Origin of the sequence: Oceanobacillus sp. E9, from assembly GCF_001741975.1 — a bacterium.
Taxonomy (GTDB): Bacteria; Bacillota; Bacilli; order Bacillales; family Amphibacillaceae; genus Oceanobacillus; species Oceanobacillus kimchii.
Genome location: NZ_LSNA01000007.1, coordinates 487718 through 506670 on the forward strand (window position 1 = coordinate 487718; position 18953 = coordinate 506670).

The window sequence follows — 18953 nt, forward strand, 5'->3', positions numbered from 1 at the left end:
AAGTATGCCGAAAACAACACATATTAATATAACAATGGATTTTCGTCAAAAAGCATCTGGAGGATATGTATATGATTTACGTATTCCAACGCAATTAACAGTAAAACAATTATTGTTAAACGTAATGGAAACGTTAAATATCGAAAGGACGAATACAAAGTCATCTATAAAAATTGTCACTAAAAATATCGTTCTTGCTGATGACGATTTTATTGATGACCATCCTGTAGCTGATGGGGATATTCTAGTAGTTTTATAAATCTAATATTCTATGCATATTTGTGAAGGAGTTAAAAAAATGAACGAAAAAACAATAGAGATAGATAATTTTACATATACGTTCAAGCAAGATAAAAATACTGTTCGTACATCTTTGCCAATTTCTCAAACAAGAATGAAAAATATACGTCAGTTGGACTTAATGCTGCAGGCTTCGGAGTTTTTCGTGCCAATGGATATTAAGGAAGAAGAAGATACCATTCATTTCGATTATCAGCTTTATCATAAAAGGAAGTCTTGGGCAGAAATCCAAAAATTAAATCGGAATGAGAAATTGCGAATTTTGTGTAATGTAGGAAAGCTAGATCGTTTTTTAACCTCTAGAATTACTTTTTTCATTCATCCAGAAAACGTGGTATTTGACGATAATTATTTACCGTCTATTATTCATCGAGGCATAAGAGATGTTGTACCACCATTTCATATGCAAGAAGAAGCATTCCTAAAGCAGTATAAATGCTTTGTCATCGCTTTATTCTCCAAAAAATATAACTTCGATCAGCTTTATTATGGTTCCTTAGAGAAAGCGAATGAAACTGATTTTGAAAAAAAAGTTCAACAAATAACCAGTATAAAAGCTTTAAAGGAATTTTTAAAAGAGAGCTATGAACGTGAACAAGAAAAAACAGAAAAAACGATGAGCTTTGTTCCTACTAAGCGATTTCGTTTATATAAACAGTTATCGATTATTATGATTATTGTATCGGTTCTGTTAGCAGCTCCACTTATTTATTACGCTTTAATCAATCACCCATTTCAAGACAAACAATTAGATGCGTATGGAGAATTTTTAGGGAATAATTACAATGGAGTCATTACTACACTTTCTGGTGAAAATCCAGAAAACTTCCCTAGTCAAACTAAATATATGTTGGCTTATTCCTATATACAGGTAGAGAGCTTACCAGATGAGCAGAAGAGTTCTATTTTAAATAATGTATCTTTAAATAGTAACCAGGATTATTTATTGTACTGGATTTATAACGGTAGAGGAAACTTTGAGGAATCGTTGGAGAAAGCGAAATATATCGATGATCCACAGCTTATTATTCATGGACTAATTCAGAATCGTGATCAAGTAAGAAATAATCCTGATTTAAGCGGAACTGAACGAGATGAAGAACTGAATCAATTACAAGGTGAACTAGATCGTTATTTAGAAGAGTACGAATTAGATCCTTTTAATGAAGAAGAGCAAAATGAACCTGCTTCTGGGGAAGGTGCCGAAAATTCAGACACGAGTAATGATGAAGCATCTACAGACAACAATGAAGAAGACAACCTTGAAAGTAACAATGATTCTAATGAAGAAGAGAATAACAACGATGGGGACGAAGAGTAATTTCGTTGAGAGATAGAGCTTGAATAGAAAGGGAGAACAAAAAGATGGCAGGACATATTTTATTTGTAGCATTTCAAGATCAATTGCATAAATGCCATTTACCAGCTAATACAGATCGAGTGATAACGATTGGTAATTCCTGGTCAAATCAAGTAACAATACCTGAGATAGATGAGGAAATTACATTAGAATGGGATGGCAAAAAATTAATCTATCTGGAAAACGAAATTAATATGACTAAACGAGTAGATATGAAGGATAAAAAAATATATTTTTATGTACTCGATGAAGAACAAACAAACTATTATGATATAGCTGGCTATAACTCTATTACTTTCGGATCTCAAGAATATAATGATGTATCTATATCTGGTTGGGATGCAGATATTGTGCTGGTAAGAGATGAGAATCACTCTACCTTTTACTTAGATATTCAAGATGGAGATGTTTTCTATAACTACGGTTATATCAAAGAAGACAGGATTCTTCATATTGGAGATCAATTGTTTATCGATGGTGTTTCTATTACAGTTCATCCAGAACATATAGAATTAAGGGCTAATAAAGAAATCAAGTCACGATTAACGGAATTAATCAATTTAGACAATCCTTATGAGGGTGATTATCCCGATTATCATCGTTCTCCGAGAATTATTTATAGGGAGCCAGAAGATAAGCGAACCATTGCAAAACCGGCAAATAAACCGGCTAAACCAAGCGAACAATTAGCACGAACGATTGTACCACCGTTGGTTATGATAGCCGCTTTAGTTATTATTTCATTGGTGCAGCCACGAGGGATATTTATTATTGCCATGTTAGCAGTTACAGTGGTTACCATTATCTTCTCGATCACCTCTTATGTGAAAAGTGTGAAAAAGTATAAAGCAGATATGAAACACCGTGAAGAAACATATAAAAAGTATTTACAACGAAAAACAAAAGAATTATTTGAGGCCAGTGAGGAGCAGCGCCACGCATTACACTATCATTATCCGGATGTAGAGAAAATTAGTGAAATGGTGACAAATATTGAAGCAAGAATCTATGAAAAAACAATGTACCACCATGATTTTCTTAATTTCAGGACAGGACTAGGACGAGTGGATTCAAGTTTTGAAATCGAATTTAACGAAGAAGAATTTACTCAAGAGGAAGACGAGCTAGTTGATGCGGCTCGTGATTTATTAGGGCAGTTTAATGAGTTGCGAAATGTTCCAGTTGTTACTTCCTTAGCAAAAGGACCGGTGGGATACATTGGCCAACGTAAATTAGTGTTGGAACAATTACAATTAATTGTGATGCAATTATCATTATTTCATAGTTATCATGATTTACAGTTTATTACGATCTTTCCGGAAGAAGAAAAGAAAGAATGGGATTGGATGCGTTGGCTGCCACATGCCAGTGTAAGAGATATCAACGTACGTGGATTTGTATATCATGAACGTTCTCGTGACCAAGTACTTCATTCCATGTATCAAGTATTGAAAGAGCGAAAACAGCTCGTTGAAGAGAAAAGTAATACAAATGAGAAATTATATTTCTCACCACATTATGTTGTTCTCGTCACTGATGAGAAATTAATTCTCGACCATACGATTATGGAATTCTTTAATGAAGATCCTAGTGATTTGGGTGTGTCAATCGTATTTGTGCAAGACGTGATGAGAGCTTTACCGGAACATGTGAAGACAGTAATTGATATCCGTGATGCAAATGAAGGAAAAATCATTCTGGAAGAAACAGAACTTGTAAACAAAAGCTTTAAACCAGACCATTTTCCAAAAAACTTTAATAAAGAGGTTGTGTCTCGTGCATTAGCTCCAATTAATCATTTGCAAAATCTGAAGAACTCGATTCCGGAACAGGTGACATTTTTAGAGCTATACAATGTGGAAAAAATAGAAGAATTAAATATCCAAACTCGTTGGAGTCAAAACGAGACATATAAAAGTTTAGCAGTTCCATTAGGATTAAGAGGGAAAGAAGATCTAGTCCAACTTAACTTGCATGAAAAAGCCCATGGACCACACGGGTTAGTCGCAGGTACGACAGGCTCTGGTAAATCAGAAATCATTCAATCGTATATTTTATCTCTTGCAGTTAACTTCCATCCTTATGAAGTCGCATTTCTACTTATTGACTACAAAGGTGGAGGGATGGCGAACTTATTTGCTAAATTACCGCATCTCATGGGAACCATTACGAACTTGGATAAAGCACAATCGATGCGTGCACTTGCATCGATCAAAGCAGAATTACAGAAACGACAACGATTATTTGGAGAACATCAAGTAAACCATATCAATCAATACCAGAAACTATTTAAACAAGGAAAAGTTACTGAACCAATGCCGCATCTATTCTTAATTTCCGATGAATTTGCGGAATTGAAATCTGAACAACCAGATTTTATGAAAGAATTAGTATCTACCGCACGTATTGGTCGTTCCTTAGGAATTCACTTAATTCTTGCGACACAAAAACCAAGTGGAGTGGTTGACGACCAAATTTGGTCCAACTCAAAATTTAAGCTAGCTCTAAAAGTACAAAATGCAGGGGATTCAAATGAAATTTTAAAAACGCCAGATGCTGCTGAAATTACATTACCAGGGCGAGCTTACTTGCAAGTCGGTAACAATGAAATCTATGAGTTATTCCAGAGTGCATGGAGCGGAGCTGACTATATCCCAGATAAAAATGAACAAGATTATGTTGACATGACTATTTATGCTATCAATGAGCTCGGTCAATATGATATTTTAACTGAAGATCTCAGTGGTTTGGAACATAAAGAAGAAGTAGAAAAAATACCTACAGAATTAGATGCAGTCATTGATCATATTGCAGATTATACAGCTCAGCAGGAAATGGAACCTTTAGCAAAACCATGGTTACCGCCATTGCCTGAGAAAATCTTCGGACCAGAATTACATCCAGTTGCGTTTGAAGAAGCATGGAAAGAACCAAAGAAGCCTTTACAACCAATGATCGGGCTGCTTGACCAACCAGAATTACAGAAACAATCACCATTAACATTAAACTTATCAAAAGATGGGCACTTAGCTGTATTCTCGAGTCCTGGATATGGAAAATCTACGTTCTTACAAACAGTAGTAATGGATTTAGCTCGACAACATAATCCAGAACATTTCCATGTGTATTTACTAGATTTCGGTACGAATGGATTACTTCCATTGAAAAATCTTCCCCATGTTGCTGATACATTCTTAATAGATGAGGAAGAAAAAATTGGAAAACTCGTTCGTATGATTTCCACAATTGTAAAACAACGAAAACAACAGCTAAGTAAGTACGGAGTAGCAAATATTGAAATGTTTGAGAAAGCGAGTGGCGAAACGGTACCGAATATTAGTCTAGTTATCGATAACTATGAATCTGTACGAGATGCGGAATTTGTAGATGAATTTGAGAAAACTATCACTCAGATTGCTAGAGAAGGTGCAAGCATTGGTATTCACCTAATTATTAGTGCAGGCAGACAAAGTGCAATGCGTATGCCTTTACTATCAAATATTAAAACGCAAATTGCGCTGTATTTAATTGAAACAACAGAAGCTAGATCGATTGTTGGACGAACAGACATTGAACTTGAAGAAATTGCTGGTCGAGGACTTGTAAAACTAGAAGAACCAGCGTTATTCCAGACGATGCTCCCTGAAAATGGTGCAGAAGCTCTTGAAATTATTGATAAACTCCAAGCAACTGCGAAAGCCATGAACGAAGCGTGGGATGGAGAATACCCTGAGCCAATTCCGATGATGCCAGAAGGCGTTGTAGACTTTGAACAATTCAAGAACCAACGTCGTACGAAAAAACTAGTAGAAGAACAAAAAGTTCCGCTAGGACTGGATTTTGAAGAAGTTATGCCAGTAGGATTTAACCCAGCGCAGTATGAAAATCTAACCGTAATGAGTGATCGAAAAGATGGTTTAGACCGAATGATCCAATCCGTTGCCAAAAACGTGGCAATGATGGAGGGTTCCTATCAAACGATGCTTATCGATACGGCAGATCAAAAATTCAAAGACATCGGCAGCAATATGAATACGTATATGTCAGAAACAGATGGCTTACAAACAATGAAAGCAGAACTCGTTAATGAAATTGAAAAGTGTTCAAAAGATGGAGTAACTAGTGAACAAAAATGGCTAGTTCAAATTGCAAATCTACAAGACTTTGTTGAACGAACAGACCTATCTATAGACGATGCTTCAACCATGATTGATAAAGGAAGTAAAGTCGGCATTCATTTCATTATTTGCAGTGAATATAGTTATCTAGGCATGAGTTATGAACAAGTACCAAAATACTTCCGTGGTCAAGCGATGATTGGGCTGCTTAGCATGCGTCTTGGAGATCAAGATATGTTTAAACAACCATTTATACGACAAGAGAAATACCCGAATAAATATGAATGTTACGTGGCATTGGATCACCAACATGTGAAAGTGAAAATACCGGAGTAGGGAGGGGAAATGTGTAGATGACGTCTATCGGCTATCTATATAATCAAAAAAATACTTTGTTAAATGGTATCTCAGATTCAAGAAATATGATTTCAAGTACGGAAGATAAGATATCTCGATTACAACAAGCATCTAGTCTTTTATCAACTAGTATATCTGAAGTAGAATCTATTAAAAGTTCTATTAATGGTTTACAAATTGATAATACAAGGTGGAAAGGTAAAAAAGAGTCTAAATTTAATGAGACCTATAGTGAGTATGAAGTGAGTGTTAAGGATTATCTTTCCAAATCAAATGATGCAAAAGAAACTATTGATACTGACATTAAAAGATATGAAGCTGAATTAACAACCTATTCTTCAAATTTAAATTATCTAACTAATTCACTTGATTCTCTTGAGAGTCAAATAAGTCAAGCACAAAAGGGGTGATATAGATGAATGAAATAGGGGTTAATATAGGTGGGTTCCAATCCACCATTACCAATTTGCGAACCTCAGTCTCTAGTTTAGAGAGTAGTTTAAAAACTAACTACACCTTTAATAAAACAAATATAAAACCATTTGTAGAAGACTTAGAAAATACAATTGAAGCAATAGAACTATTACAACGATATAAAAAACTTTTGGAAACTGACATAGGTACGTTGGAGAATATTGGAGAGACAATGAAAGAAAACGATGAAAGAATAGCGACATTAACAAATGATATGACAGGTGCAAAACCAATTAATACTTAGGAGGAGTATCAATGGGACATAAAATCGATGTATCTGAGATTAATGACTTCTCAGATGATTTGAATAGGGCATCTGATGACATTACATTAAACTTAAAAAAAGTAAAAGAAAATATTAACCAACTTACTGACTTGACCTCTTTTTCAGGTAAGGCAGCAATGGAAGCAAAAAATTACTTTAATGATTTTCATAAAACACTCGCAGAATCTTTAACAGGTTTATTCGATGATTTAGTTAAGAATTTGAATAAGCACTTAGAAAAATTTGAAACAGATGTTGATTCTAATGCGTTTGCGATAATTGAATCTGACTACCTAAAAGACACAGAGGCAGATATCAGTGAATACTACGAAAAATTATATAGCCAGTATGAGGCTATCAAAGAAGCAGTAGATAGCGTAACGGATATTAGTACTGCTACTGCACCAATATTTTATTCAGTGAACAAAGATAAAAATGAATCAAATAAAGTAATAACAGAATTAGATGAGAAATTAGCGATTTTTATTAGTGGAAATGAAGTTTCTGAAATAAAAAATTTAATTCATCAAATTGAATCTACCATGAGTAGGGCTCAAAAAAACGAAGGGGTAGACCGATTTGCGGATTATACAAGTGCTTCTGACAATAGCGGTTTAGCTGCTTTGAAAGATTATAATGAAGGAAAACAGTGGGAAGCTGAGATCGAAAAGGCGAGAGAAGTTAGAGATAAAACTATTAAAGAGTTGGATCAGCAGTCATCTAAAGACGTCATTAATTTAGCATATAGTGAATTTGAGAATGGAGACATAGATAAAGAGACATTTTATTCAATTTTATCTTCATTAAGTAAAACAAAGGGAAGTATTAATGAGGATAATATCAACAATGAAGAAGCCAAAATTCTTATTGAATACCTTGAGGATAAAAAAATGTTGGATCAATATGTAACTGACAATCCGAATTTTGTAGATTACGTTGTAAATAACCTACCAAGAGTAGCCTGGGAAGCAACTCCTGGTGCGTTAGCGGTTTTTGCTGATAAACTTGGTAAAACAATGAATGAATTGGCAGCTTACTTAACGAATGTAGTAAGTACAGATGCTTTAAAGAATACTTCTAGTTCTTTAATTGACAAAGCTGGCAAGGTTGCAGAATATGGAAAAGCAGCAGGTCCTGCTTTTGGTACCATAGGCTTTGGATATGGTATGTATACAGATACACTTAATAATGATAAATCTGTGGGAGAAGCTTATGCACATAATTTGGCATCGATAATTACTGGAGTTGGAGTTACAGCAATTGGAGCTTTCTTAGTTTCTAATCCAGTAGGATGGGCAGCAGGTGTAATAAGTATTGTGACTTTTGAATTTGGGTATAAAACGAATTACTATGGTATACAAGATAGCTTGGATTGGGCAGGGCAACAATTTGATGAGGGGTGGGAGACGGTAACGCAATGGGCAGGGGACCTCGGCCAGGCTTTACACAACAGTTGGAATCTCCTTAATCCGTTTTCAACATATTAAAGCTAATTTTTTATAGTGAAAGGAGATACTTAATGAATTGCGAAGTACAACACTTAGAAAAAAACATGAGGTATCGTTTTTTAATTATTAATGGTGAATACTACATCATGGATATGAAGCGGTCATTTTGGAAGATTATCTTTCCGTTTTTATTTTGGCTTACACCTAGTCCTGTATATAAAGTGGACGAACATCATATTGTGGAACAGTTGAAGGGGGAAACTATCGAAAAAGCAGAAAGCTCGCCGGTATCCCTAGGTGGTTTTGCGTATGCAATTGGCATACTTTTAGCACCTTTAATGGGATATTTTATAATTCCAAGTTCGCAACTAACGAACATTATTTTACTTATACTTACTTTAATTACTGTATCTCTTCTCTATTTTTCTATTAGTCGTAAACATAAAAAAAAATTGGAGAGTGTTATTAAAATTGAGACATTACCGAGGAACTTATTATGGATAGTACCAAGCTCTGCGAAGCTCGTTTTCAAGTTGGTAGCTGCCTATACTTCTCTTCTAGTATTTGTTATATGGAGTTTTTCATTATATATTCATTCAGGTAATATCATGGTATTAATTTTAACTTCAGGGTTATTTTATCTCCTTCTTCTTTCTAGTCGAGTAACAGTTGAAGAAGGAAATACTACTGTGAGATTTAAGGATTATGAAAAAGTAATTTAGCTTTGAAAAAGAAAAAGTAAAGAGAGGAAACTTTATTATGTTACCGATAGGATCAATAGTTTATCTAAAAGAAGGTACGAGCAAGTTAATGATTTTAAACCGTGCACCAATTCTTCCTTCAGAGAACGAAGAACAGAAGGGTGTTATGTATGACTATTCTGCATGTATTTATCCTCAAGGGTTAGATCCAAATAATGTACTGTACTTTAATGAAGAAAATATAGATAAAGTAGTATCTGAGGGTTATAAAGATGAAGAAGAGGATCGTTTTCAAGAGATTTATGATAGTTGGATGAAAGAAAATGGGTATACATTTGAAAGAGGAACTGTATCAGGACCGTTAAAATAAGAAAATAAACTATTTTTACATCAAGAAGCATATATAAGTATGCTTCTTTTGTTTAGGTAAGACAGTTACAGGTTTTGTAACGAATGCAAAAAATTATTTTAATGATCTCCATAAGACTATTTTAATAACTTTTGAGCACTTATTTACAGATTTGGATGATTACCTAAGAAAACATTTAGAGTTGTTCAAATCACGAGTGGATACAAGTGAATCTGCTATTATTGTTAGTAGCTACGGCAAAGACTTAGAATTAGATATCAAGGACGATTGGGAACAGTTAAGTTTAGAACAAGATACTGTAAGAGAAACAATTAAGAGTGTATCCGATATCACTAGTGCCATTCATCCAAATTATTACCGGACAGATACCGATAAAAGTGATGTAATAGAGATTATTACAAATCTAGAAGAAGATTTAAATTCGTTTACTAGTGTAGGACAAGAAGAAACCTCTAGTATAGAAAATCTGCTAAAACAAGTAGCTATGACAATTGAAAATGCAGGGACAGTAGAAGGTGAAGGAAGATTTACTGATTATATCGGTACTTCTACGACTTTAGGGTTATCCTATTTAAAAGATTATAATACTGAAAAAAGAGAAGTCATGCTTGATGAAGCTAGAAAAGCTAAGGACTCTGCATTAAAGAATATGGATGAATCTTCGCAAGAAATATTAAATAAAGCATATACGGATTTAAAAAATGGTGAAATTGAAGAATCAGAATACTACAGCTACATGAATGAACTGAAGAAGCTTCAAAATGAAGAAGATATGGACGAAGAAGTATCGGAGAATTTTATAAAATATGTGATTGATAATTTTGATGTTTTCGAGGAAAATTTTAACTTTAATGGAATCGCTGGTTTTATAAGTCAAAGTATAAATGATGTGGGTGAAAATAATTTAACTAGATCTGAACTAGTAAAGCATATGAATGCTAACAAACCATCTTCTACTTCATTGTTTTTAAAAAATCAAGGTGACAAAATGTTGAAGATAGGAAAAGCGGTAAGTAGATCCTTACTAGGTGTTAGTATTGCAATCGGTACGTATAGTGATCTCACACAAACTGATAAAACTGCAGGAGAGGCAATAGTAAAAAATACTTATTCTAGCGGTTTTGGTTTTCTTACTGGTGTTGGAATTACAGTAGGGTTTAAAGGTTTAGGAGCAATGGGGTTAATTTCTAATCCAATAGGTTGGGCATTAGCTGGTACTGTTGTCGGAGGAACCATTGCAACAACATTAGCTAATTGGGCGTATGATAATAATTTCTTAAATATTCAAGACGGAGTAGACTGGACAGGTCAAAAATTGGATTGGGCTGGAGAACAGTTAAGTAATGGTTTTAACTGGGTAGACGAACAAGTGAATAAAGGCATAAGCTGGGTAGGAGATCAAGTAAATAAAATTGGTGATGCTTTTAGTAGTGGACTTGATAGCATTAATCCGTTAAGTTAGTTTTTAACCTATGGCAAGTTCAATAATTTAGGAGTGAAGATATTACATGAAGTGTAATGTACGAGGTGTTTTTAAAAATATAAGGTATAGAATTCTTGAAATAAATGATGAAGAATATATTCTAGATATGGGAAATTCAATTTGGAAAATTATCTTTCCTTTCTTACACTGGATATTACCTAATCCCGTGTATAAAATAAATAATGAAATTGTAGATAAATTAGCAGTGCCAGAACGGGAACAACCAAAGACAATAAGTGCAGGAACGGGTGCCTTGGGAGGACTCATTGGAGTTTTTCTAGCTAGTTTAATTCGACCACTGGCAAATATGTTTCATATACCAAGTACATCATTGATTAATTTTATTATTACTATCTTGGTTGTAATAATAGCTTTATCAGTATTTATATATATAAATACTAGAAGTAAAAGAAATTTAACTGCAATAGTTGATTATAAGCATTACCCTAGAAAAAAATTATGGATAAGGCCGCCATCATTAAAGTTTTTCTCTAGCTTATGTTTCTTTTATTTGTTTTTTATGGCATTAACAGTTGTCCCATTAATGGGATTTATTGAAACAGGAAATATAATCGTTTTTTTTGGTGGGATATTTTGTTTATTTATAACATATATGATTAACTATTTTACTATACTTGTTGGTAATACAACGGTAAGATTCAAAGATTAGTTACATGCACAATACTTATGGCTTATCTACGTATATGCCAAAAAAATTGTAGAATTTTGCTACCAAGAATTCTATGGAATTTATGTCACCAATTGGATCAATAGTATATTTGAAAGAAGGTACGAGTAAGTTAATGATTTTAAACCGTGCACCAATTCTTCCAGCAGAGGGCAAAGAACAAAAAGGGATAATGTATGACTATTCGGGATGTATTAGATCAGAATAATGTACTGTACTTTAAAGAGGAAAATATAGATAAAGTAGTATCTGAAGGGTATAAAGATGAAGAAGAACTTTTTCAAGAGATTTATTGTAGTTGGATGGAATAAAATGGAAATACATTTGAAAAAGGAACTGTGTCAGGACCGTTGAAATAAAAAATAAATTATCTCATCAAGAAGTATTTAAAACTATGCTTCTTTTGTTTAGACGATAGTGGAAGGAGTTAAATGAAACGTACTTTCAATATTTACGAAACAATATATGGATAATATTGAGGTGTAAACAAATGCGGCATAAACCTATACCAATTTACGCTGAAAGAAAAGAAAGAGATACGGGTTATACGATCTTTTTAGATAGTAGTACAAATAAAGTATATAGAGCATTTCATAAAGATTATAATCAAACTACTTACTGGATCATGTTTGCATTGACATTAGGTCTTTTAAGAGCCATTTCAGGAATTTATCTAACGCAATTTCCTATACTAATAAAGTCAGCTGTTGTTATTTTTATTGGAGGATTAGGTATAGGGATAGGTAAGCTATTACATAAGAAGTATACTAGAAGTCTAGTAGAAATATTTCTAAATCATTTGGAAATCAAAGAGCTCCTCAAACAAGGAAAAAAGTTAATAAAAATTGAAATTATATTTATTAGTATTCTATTAATTATATCGTTGATATTAGCTGTTTTGTTCATCATATACAGTTGGATAGTTTGGTTAGTTTTTACATTTATGTTATTTACTATAGTTGGAGTATTACTAAATAGCCTTTCTGTGGAAAGAATTAAACTATTAACTAAAGATGAATAGATTTGGAATGTTTGTTACTTTATGTCTTCTAAAGATAGATGCTATATAGTGAGCATGTGCTGATTATGATACTTAATATGAATTTTATATATGTAGGAAGGGTGAATACGTGAAGAAACTTGAAATACCAATATATCGTGAAGATAATATATATACACTATTCTACGATGTTTATCATGCAAAACTTTATAGATTTCCACATAGAAAGAATTCTTATATCATCTACTTAGTTGTATTTATTTTTTTACTGTACGGTTCAGGAACATTGAATAAAATTTATCTACCCTATGCTAATTTCTTTTTTAATAGCTTACTTTTAATAGTAATTTTTATCTTGAGCTATTTACTGGCAAGGAATATATTTTATTCATTTTATGATAAAGCTACACAAAGACATCTATTGATTGATAAAAATAAATTGAAAGATTATGCAATTCAAGGACTGAAACAATGGAAGATGGAAATTTACTTAGGAGGGGGAATAGCATTAGGGTTTACAGTTTTTGGGATGCCGTTATTTTTCATATTAGATAAAATTGAATTTTTAGTAATAACTGGTTTAGGATTAGTACCACTTCATATGATATTCCTAACTTCTCCAATTAAACGGTACAAAATATTACATAAGTTTATTAATGATGAAATTCAATTATAGTGTTTTCGAATTACGGAATTTTTGTTAATAAAGTAAATAGATAAAGGAGTAAATCGTTGTGAAGTTAGTTCCAATTTATACGTTGAGCATAAAAAACGGTACAAACTATACTATCTTTTTAGAACAAGGATCTCACCTAGTATATAAAGCTTATCATAGAGAACCTGGTCAAAAAATGTATTGGTTAGCGTTTTTCACAGCTACTATCCTATTAAGAATAATTCAAGAGTTTACGATTGATATCCCGATTATATATCTAATAGCTATCTTTATGATTGGTGGATATTTTATGGGGAGATGGATATTAAAAAAATTCGCTTATAAAGAAATGGTTCAGATATATATAACACCCAGTATGATAGAAGATTATATTGAAAAGGGAAGAAAGGGATTTATATTAGAAAAAAGGATTATCTTTTTTATCTTTTTGTTGTTTTTGCTATTGATGTTCATTTTTATTATTTCTCATTTGTTTAATTTTTTGTTAATATCGTTTTTCCTTTATGTCATTCTCATAATTTTATTGCATCGATTTCCAATAGCACGTTTTAAGCTTTATAAATAGTAGTTTTATGGGCTTTACGGAATACTTTCAACTTATAGATAATAAGGAAGTACGTGTATAAATATAGAGATGCTATGAAAATAATACTCCCCTTTAGTATAGAACCAGAATGTATTATTCCTGTCTATACTAAAGGGGAGTTAAAATAAAACCAGTTACTTATTATCCCGCATGAACGGTGAACGGGCAGTATTACTTCCACTTAATGAAGTTCACGCTAATTAATCATCTACGTCTACTGTTAGTTGTTCTCCTGTTTTAGCATCAATGACTATAGTTACGTCTTTCTGATTGTCATTTTCAAATTCTATTTCATAAGTTGCTACTCCATCATCTATTTCTAAATTCCAGCTAGTAGGAACTAGTTCTTGTACTTCTTGGGCTTGGGAAGCTGTAGATAATGCATCTTCGTGACTTACATAGTCGTCAAAAACGAGTTCTTGATAATTATCATCTTTTTCTCTATTTTCTTCTTCTTGGTCGATCATGTTCTTCTCTAAATCGATTTCAGTCTTATATTCTTTTGCGTCATCAAATCCCTCTATTTCATAGGTATATTCAAAATTATGTTCATCTAATTCAATAGAAGAGATTGCAGCTCCTGTATACGTATCCGTGAAAATCTGCATAGCTTCTTCAGGAGTTAGTTGTACATCCTCTACTGATTGGGGAGATGTTGAACCTTCTTGTTGATTATTGTTATTTTCTGTCGGTGCGTCAGAATTTGTATCTGTGTCATTATTGTTATTCGTACCACATGCTATTAAACCAATTGTCATAACAATGATTAAAAATGATAATTTATATTGTCTCATCTCTGAACACTCCTTTCATTCTAAGTATAGTACATAATTGATAATAGTTTGTAGTATTATTTGGAAATTATTCATGTAATAACTCATGGAAAGTATGAGTGTGGTCCGACGGAATTTACTCAAACTAGTGTTATGTCTGTTAGAATTGATGATCGTTAAAACATCGTAGTATAATAAATGATATCTCTTTGTAACGGTTCAGTAACTTGGTTATTAAGTTGATATTAAATTTTATGTAGGAAAACTTAATTAAATAGTAGATGTATGGATGGAGGTTCAAATATGAGTGAACATAAAAAGGTAGAATTGCAAAAAGGTTTTTATATCTATGGCATTATTTTATTTCTATATTGGGGATTAATGTTTTTCTTAGACAAAGATTATTTTTCAAGTAAATACATGATAGAAGGTATGTCTTTTATAGGAGTAGCAGTAATCATTTATTTTCTATTGGTTTATTTATTTCATAAAAGTGACGTTGGAAGAAAAATTGTTATGTGGGTTTTAGGTGCAGTTTTCATCGTTGCTGTTACTGGATTTTTTGTTACATTTGGCTAATTAATGTTTTGTAAATTTATAACCCAATTACATGAACAAAAGGAAGTCAATTAAATGACTTCCTTTTGTTCATTGTTTTATTGATGAATAAGCTGGTGATTGCGCATAAAAATGTAACAACACATAATGTAGTAAACACCCAACCGGAACTCGTATCTTGTCTTCCAAAATATTGATAAGCATTTAAACCGTTTGCTATAGAAGATAGGAAAAGGGCAATAATAATTAATGGGTGAATGCGTTTTTGTTTCATTCGTAATTGCAACTCCTTTATCGGCTGTATTTGATTTCTCCTCCAATAATCGTCATTTCAATTGAGGTTTGGAATAGTTCATCCGGATTATTCATCTGAAAAGGATTATTTGAATATACGGTCATATCGGCTAGCTTTCCAGGTTCAATCGTTCCTTTTTTATGTTCTTCATTTGTCGTGTAAGCTGCTTGTTCTGTAAATAAGCGAAAGGCATCATACATGGAAAGTTTTTGTTCTTTGTACCAACCTTCATGGTCTTCACCGGGAGCTCTTCGTGTTACAGCAGCATGTATGCCAAGTAATGGGTTCATCGGTTCCACTGGAGCATCGGAGCCACCACCACAAATTACTCCGTTGTCTAGTAAAGTCTTCCACGCATATGCCCTTGGTATACGTTCTTCACCTAATCGATCTTTTACCCAAGGATAATCACTTGCTAGAAATCGCGGTTGAATATCTGCAATTCGATGATTACTTGCTAACCGTTTTACCAAATTATCATTTATCACTTGCACGTGTATCAGTCTGTCACGAAAATTAGAAGGAGGAAATTGATCTAAGATATCTAAAACATTTATTAATGCTTGATCGCCAATGGTATGTACGGCAACCGGCATTCCACGATTTCGTACTTTTTTAACAATGTCATAGAGTGTTTCTTGTGAGAACATTGCCTCACCATATTGGCTAGGGCTGTCGTGATAGGGTTCACGTAAAAGAGCAGTTCTCCGTCCAAATGCACCATCTGCGAAGATTTTAATTGCCCCGATTTGTAACGTATCATTACCATACCCTGTGTACATATTCATCGCGTCTAAGTCTTCTAAAAATTCATAGTTAATTAATAGATTTGTTCGTAAGCCAAGTTGTTCTTTGTTTAATAGTTCATCGAATAATTCATAGGTTTGTTTAAGTCCACCTAAGTATAAAGGATCATTAGAATGAACATTTGTTATACCATGCTGTATCGTAGCTTCTATCGTTTTTCGTAATGCGTCCTTCCATGTTTCGTACGATTTTTCTGGAATGTGTACTTGGAATAAGGTAGAAGCTGATTCTAATATTAATCCTGTTGGTTTACCGGAAGTAGAATCAACAATGATTTTGCCACCCTCAGGGATAGAAATATCTTCAGAATAATTAATTGCTTCTAAAGATTTGGAATTAATGACTGCTGCGTGTTCGCATATTCTAGTTATATACAACGGGTTAAGCGGTGCGACCTGATCTAGTTCATCTAGTGTAGGAATACCACCGTCACTAAATAGATTTTCATCCCAACCACTCCCAACAAGCCATTCCCCTGGCTTTAATGTATGGGAATGTCGACGTATAAACTCGAGCATATCTTGTTTTGAAGTTACTCCAGTTACATCTAAATCTACAAATTTGCTTGCAACCATAGAAAGATGTAGGTGACTATCTGTTAATCCAGGAGTTACCGTCAATCCTTGTAAATCAATGATTTCCGCACTTTTTGTTTTCCAATTTAATAAGATATCCTTTGTTGTACCGATGTCTTTAAATCGATTATTCTCGATTGCTACTGCTTCGACAATGGGATGATTTGATTGAAATGTATGTATCACACCATTAATATACAGTTTTATCATGGCCATGCTCCTGACTTGTGAAAGTAAAATAATTAATATACACAAAAAAACAACGATAGCCATCTATCCTTGTCCCTATAAATTCAGCACTTCCTTTATGCAAATGAGGAAAGTAACTTTATATTATCAAATTCAAAATAAAATAACAACTAAGATAACTGTGATTAATCAGATGAAATAATTATACCAAATTATTCCAGTAATATTATAGATTGTTTACAATTTTTATTCATATATTTACATGAATATACATGTCTATTATCCTTATTTGTGGAATGAATTGGAGGAGTCGTTGGATATGCTGAAGAAAATTTACCTCATGATTATAATAGCATCGCTTAATTTTTGTATTTGGACAACTACTGCGTTAGCAGATGAAGACCTTTCATTAGATAGTGAATCAGCTATATTAATGGAAGCAGAATCTGGACAAATTCTTACAGAGAAAAACGCAAATCAGCAAATGTATCCAGCAAGTGTAACGAAAATCGCAACAGCAATTTATGTAATAGAAAATGGGAATTTATCTGATGCAGTAGAAATAAGTGAAGAAGCTACTGAAGCAGATGGTACTACTGTTTTTTTGGCTGAGGGAGAAAGAGTCTCTCTCGGTAAGCTTGTTAAAGGCTTATTAATTAATTCAGGAAATGATGCTGGTGTAGCAATCGCGGAACATATGAGTGGTAGTGTTAGTAAGTTCTCAGAAGAAATGACGAAGTTTTTCGAGGAAAAAGCAGGAATAAAAAATACGAATTTTGATAATCCGCATGGTTTGTATAATGAAAATCATTATACAACGGCAGAGGACCTTGCAAAAATAACGAAATATGCTTTGCAAAATGATAAATTTGTAAAGTTATTTGGAATGAAGTCCGTGGATTGGGAAAGTAAAACATGGGAAACAACGATATTAAATCATCATCGTATGGTAAAAGGTGAAATACCTTATGATGGGGTGACCGGAGGGAAAAATGGATTTGTGTCTCAATCTGGTTATACCCTTGTTACAACTGCCGAGCAAGATGGGATGCACTTAATTGCAGTCACTTTGAAGACGCCTCTTGCTGAACAAACCTATGCCGATACGGTAAAGTTATTAGATTATGGTTTTGAACATTACGAGCCTTCTACGATTGATGAAGGCACTTCTTTTATGGCGAATGGCAAGGAATTTAAAAATAGTGAAGATTTAACCTATGTTCATGAAGAAGGATCAAAGGTAGAGGAAGAAATTAATGAAAATGGGAAACTTGTTATAGAGGACAACGGAGAGTTATTGAAAGAATTTCAGTTGGACAATGTCGAGAAAAAACAACCAACAATGATGAAGAATAATCAAATTGAAAATGTAGATCAAGAAGACAATACAAGTTCTCTATACCTCTATATTGGAATTGGAGTCGTTGGAGCGATAATAATACTCGTTTTATTTTTACTATGGAGAAGAAGGAAGAAACGAAAGAATAATATATTTATATAATATAATGAAAACCTTAAGGTGTTCGGATGATCAGCCCTTAAGGTTTTTTAGTTAGTATCTACCAGGCTTAGCAAAAGAGGTTAAGTGTGGAATAAACTAACCGTAAGTGTCCGATTCTTTTCAGGAAACACAAGTTGAGGGAAGAACGAAATGTACTTTATTCTAATTGACATTGAAAGAATATTTATTATATACTGTATTCAACAAAGTTGAATGAAAAGAAACTTGATTGAAATCTGTGATTTTCTAAAACGAGTCAATTTCATAATTGTTAAATTTCATTTGAAAGACGACAACTCCTGCCGAAAGCGTCCGTCTTTAATAAAAATCTATGCAGCAAACATCCAGATTTTACATAAAATATCTAATTATGAAATTGATTAGAACAATAAAGATATTTACGTATATCCTATTGTAAGCGCATTCAAT

General features: G+C 33.2%; 17 protein-coding genes and 2 pseudogenes. 16 read left to right on the forward strand and 3 right to left on the reverse strand.

The annotated features are described in order from the left end of the window. The first annotated feature begins 4 nt into the window (after nt 1–4). The 14 genes and pseudogenes from AQ616_RS12000 to AQ616_RS12065 all read left to right on the forward strand — a co-directional run bounded on the left by AQ616_RS12000 (nt 5) and on the right by AQ616_RS12065 (nt 13805). On the forward strand, nt 5–259 hold the full coding sequence (locus tag AQ616_RS12000; protein ID WP_011065718.1) for an EsaB/YukD family protein: 255 nt from the start codon (nt 5–7) through the stop codon (nt 257–259). Nucleotides 260–298: 39 nt separating this feature from the next. After that, entirely contained in the window at nt 299–1621 is a 1323-nt protein-coding gene (gene essB / locus AQ616_RS12005; RefSeq protein ID WP_069685885.1) for a type VII secretion protein EssB, read from the forward strand. Between the two features lie 44 nt (nt 1622–1665). Beyond that, nucleotides 1666–6114: a type VII secretion protein EssC gene (essC, locus tag AQ616_RS12010; RefSeq protein ID WP_069685886.1), complete on the forward strand. Its 4449-nt coding sequence runs from the start codon at nt 1666–1668 to the stop codon at nt 6112–6114. A 17-nt stretch (nt 6115–6131) separates the two neighbouring features. Continuing rightward, nucleotides 6132–6545: a YwqH-like family protein gene (locus AQ616_RS12015; RefSeq protein ID WP_069685887.1), complete on the forward strand. Its 414-nt coding sequence runs from the start codon at nt 6132–6134 to the stop codon at nt 6543–6545. Nucleotides 6546–6550: 5 nt separating this feature from the next. Next, a complete protein-coding gene (locus tag AQ616_RS12020) occupies nt 6551–6853 on the forward strand; it encodes a TIGR04197 family type VII secretion effector (protein WP_069685888.1) in 303 nt (100 codons plus the stop codon). A gap of 11 nt (nt 6854–6864) precedes the next feature. After that, complete coding sequence (locus AQ616_RS12025) at nt 6865–8361, forward strand: T7SS effector LXG polymorphic toxin (RefSeq protein WP_069685889.1); 1497 nt, start codon at nt 6865–6867, stop codon at nt 8359–8361. 32 nt (nt 8362–8393) lie between these two features. Beyond that, the gene (locus tag AQ616_RS12030) at nt 8394–9044 is read left to right on the forward strand and encodes a DUF443 family protein (RefSeq protein WP_069685890.1); all 651 of its coding nucleotides are present in this window, start codon (nt 8394–8396) and stop codon (nt 9042–9044) included. A 37-nt stretch (nt 9045–9081) separates the two neighbouring features. After that, nucleotides 9082–9393, forward strand: a complete 312-nt coding sequence (locus AQ616_RS12035) for a DUF4176 domain-containing protein (protein ID WP_069685891.1) — start codon at nt 9082–9084, stop codon at nt 9391–9393. Nucleotides 9394–9484: 91 nt separating this feature from the next. Further along, nucleotides 9485–10855: pseudogene (locus AQ616_RS12040) on the forward strand (T7SS effector LXG polymorphic toxin); the annotation flags it as partial. A 46-nt stretch (nt 10856–10901) separates the two neighbouring features. Next, a complete protein-coding gene (locus AQ616_RS12045; RefSeq protein WP_069685893.1) occupies nt 10902–11546 on the forward strand; it encodes a DUF443 domain-containing protein in 645 nt (214 codons plus the stop codon). A gap of 82 nt (nt 11547–11628) precedes the next feature. Next, nucleotides 11629–11875: pseudogene (locus tag AQ616_RS12050) on the forward strand (DUF4176 domain-containing protein). A gap of 179 nt (nt 11876–12054) precedes the next feature. Next, nucleotides 12055–12585 carry a hypothetical protein gene (locus AQ616_RS12055; protein WP_069685894.1) on the forward strand — a complete coding sequence of 177 codons (531 nt, stop codon included), beginning with the start codon at nt 12055–12057 and terminating at the stop codon, nt 12583–12585. Nucleotides 12586–12694: 109 nt separating this feature from the next. Further along, entirely contained in the window at nt 12695–13240 is a 546-nt protein-coding gene (locus AQ616_RS12060) for a hypothetical protein (protein WP_069685895.1), read from the forward strand. 58 nt (nt 13241–13298) lie between these two features. After that, nucleotides 13299–13805 (forward strand): hypothetical protein, encoded by a 507-nt coding sequence (locus AQ616_RS12065; RefSeq protein WP_069685896.1) that lies wholly within the window; start codon nt 13299–13301, stop codon nt 13803–13805. 221 nt (nt 13806–14026) lie between these two features. On the opposite strand, the gene AQ616_RS12070 is transcribed toward AQ616_RS12065, so the two are convergent. Next, complete coding sequence (locus tag AQ616_RS12070; RefSeq protein ID WP_069685897.1) at nt 14027–14620, reverse strand: PepSY domain-containing protein; 594 nt, start codon at nt 14618–14620, stop codon at nt 14027–14029. A 282-nt stretch (nt 14621–14902) separates the two neighbouring features. On the opposite strand from AQ616_RS12070, the gene AQ616_RS12075 reads away from it, so the two are divergent. Next, nucleotides 14903–15178, forward strand: a complete 276-nt coding sequence (locus AQ616_RS12075) for a hypothetical protein (RefSeq protein WP_017796461.1) — start codon at nt 14903–14905, stop codon at nt 15176–15178. 46 nt (nt 15179–15224) lie between these two features. Here AQ616_RS12075 and AQ616_RS12080 read toward each other — a convergent pair whose 3' ends face one another. Together AQ616_RS12080 and AQ616_RS12085 are read right to left on the reverse strand one after the other, a co-directional pair. Beyond that, nucleotides 15225–15431 (reverse strand): hypothetical protein, encoded by a 207-nt coding sequence (locus AQ616_RS12080; RefSeq protein ID WP_069685898.1) that lies wholly within the window; start codon nt 15429–15431, stop codon nt 15225–15227. A gap of 17 nt (nt 15432–15448) precedes the next feature. After that, nucleotides 15449–17044, reverse strand: a complete 1596-nt coding sequence (locus tag AQ616_RS12085) for an amidohydrolase (RefSeq protein ID WP_069685899.1) — start codon at nt 17042–17044, stop codon at nt 15449–15451. 298 nt (nt 17045–17342) lie between these two features. Between AQ616_RS12085 and AQ616_RS12090 the strand changes: the two genes are divergently transcribed. Further along, nucleotides 17343–18524, forward strand: a complete 1182-nt coding sequence (locus AQ616_RS12090) for a serine hydrolase (protein ID WP_069685900.1) — start codon at nt 17343–17345, stop codon at nt 18522–18524. Nucleotides 18525–18953: the final 429 nt, after the last annotated feature.

Excerpts from the sequence above, each read along its gene's own strand:
- AQ616_RS12075 (WP_017796461.1), top strand. The coding sequence starts at position 14,903 with ATGAGTGAACATAAAAAGGTAGAATTGCAAAAAGGTTTTTATATCTAT.
- AQ616_RS12070 (WP_069685897.1), bottom strand. The coding sequence starts at position 14,620 with ATGAGACAATATAAATTATCATTTTTAATCATTGTTATGACAATTGGT.
- AQ616_RS12025 (WP_069685889.1), top strand. The coding sequence starts at position 6,865 with ATGGGACATAAAATCGATGTATCTGAGATTAATGACTTCTCAGATGAT.
- AQ616_RS12045 (WP_069685893.1), top strand. The coding sequence starts at position 10,902 with ATGAAGTGTAATGTACGAGGTGTTTTTAAAAATATAAGGTATAGAATT.
- AQ616_RS12035 (WP_069685891.1), top strand. The coding sequence starts at position 9,082 with ATGTTACCGATAGGATCAATAGTTTATCTAAAAGAAGGTACGAGCAAG.
- AQ616_RS12085 (WP_069685899.1), bottom strand. The coding sequence starts at position 17,044 with ATGATAAAACTGTATATTAATGGTGTGATACATACATTTCAATCAAAT.
- AQ616_RS12055 (WP_069685894.1), top strand. The coding sequence starts at position 12,055 with ATGCGGCATAAACCTATACCAATTTACGCTGAAAGAAAAGAAAGAGAT.
- AQ616_RS12000 (WP_011065718.1), top strand. The coding sequence starts at position 5 with ATGCCGAAAACAACACATATTAATATAACAATGGATTTTCGTCAAAAA.
- AQ616_RS12080 (WP_069685898.1), bottom strand. The coding sequence starts at position 15,431 with ATGAAACAAAAACGCATTCACCCATTAATTATTATTGCCCTTTTCCTA.
- AQ616_RS12090 (WP_069685900.1), top strand. The coding sequence starts at position 17,343 with ATGCTGAAGAAAATTTACCTCATGATTATAATAGCATCGCTTAATTTT.
- AQ616_RS12030 (WP_069685890.1), top strand. The coding sequence starts at position 8,394 with ATGAATTGCGAAGTACAACACTTAGAAAAAAACATGAGGTATCGTTTT.
- essC (WP_069685886.1), top strand. The coding sequence starts at position 1,666 with ATGGCAGGACATATTTTATTTGTAGCATTTCAAGATCAATTGCATAAA.
- essB (WP_069685885.1), top strand. The coding sequence starts at position 299 with ATGAACGAAAAAACAATAGAGATAGATAATTTTACATATACGTTCAAG.
- AQ616_RS12020 (WP_069685888.1), top strand. The coding sequence starts at position 6,551 with ATGAATGAAATAGGGGTTAATATAGGTGGGTTCCAATCCACCATTACC.
- AQ616_RS12015 (WP_069685887.1), top strand. The coding sequence starts at position 6,132 with ATGACGTCTATCGGCTATCTATATAATCAAAAAAATACTTTGTTAAAT.